The organism is Arthrobacter sp. 05T45 (genome assembly GCF_056395875.1).
Genome location: NZ_JBFTKI010000049.1, coordinates 1 through 1,021, shown reverse-complemented (window position 1 = coordinate 1,021; position 1,021 = coordinate 1). Strand labels below are relative to the sequence as shown.

General features: G+C 73.9%; 1 protein-coding gene. It reads left to right on the top strand.

Features of this window, described 5'->3' with window-relative positions:
• On the top strand, positions 1-1,021 hold a 1,021-nt coding region (locus tag AC1DGD_RS22090), incomplete at both ends, for a fibronectin type III domain-containing protein (RefSeq protein ID WP_476858278.1).

Here is a 1,021-nt window from a genome sequence, read left to right as displayed (position 1 = left end):
GGCACCCTCTACGCCAACCGCCCCGCGGTTTCCGGGCCCACCCTCGGGTCCCTGCCCGGCGGCACGGCCGCCAACACGGCCTACGACATCCCCCTGGACACCAGCCTGATGACCGGCTGGACCGGGTCCCGGACCCTGGCCCTGACCGGCACCGGCACCGACAGCTCCTGGTTCTGGTCACGCCAGGCCTCCGCCACGCTGCGCCCCACCCTCACCCTCACCTACACGGACGGAACCCCGCCCGACACCACCGCACCCGGCGCGCCCGGGACCCTGGCCGCCACAGCCACCGGAACCACCGTCGCCCTGTCCTGGACCGCCGCAACCGACAACACCGGCGTCACCGGCTACACCGTCCACCGCTCCACCACGGCAGGCTTCACCCCCGCCACCACCAGCAGAATCGCCGACACCACCGGGCTCAGCTACACCGACACCAACCGGCCCGCCGGAACCTGGTACTACCGCATCACCGCCACCGACGCCGCCGGCAACACCGGCCCCGGCTCCAACGAAGCCACCGCCACCACCCAACCCCCGCCCGACACCACCGCACCCGGCGCTCCCGGGGCCCTGGCCGCCACAGCCACCGGAACCGCCGTCGCCCTGTCCTGGACCGCGGCGACCGACAACACCGGCGTCACCGGCTACACCGTCCACCGCTCCACGACGGCAGGCTTCACCCCCTCCACCGCCAGCAGAATCGCCGACACCACCGGGCTCAGCTTCACCGACACCAACCGGCCCGCCGGAACCTGGTACTACCGCGTCACCGCCACCGACGCCGCCGGCAACACCGGCCCCGGCTCCAACGAAGCCTCCGCCACGATCCAACCCCCGCCGGACACCACCGCGCCGGGCGCGCCCGGGGCCCTGGCCGCCACAGCCACCGGAACCGCCGTCGCCCTGTCCTGGACCGCGGCGACCGACAACGTCGGCGTCACCGGCTACACCGTCCACCGCTCCACGACGGCAGGCTTCACCCCCTCCACCGCCAGCAGAATCGCCGACACCACCGGGC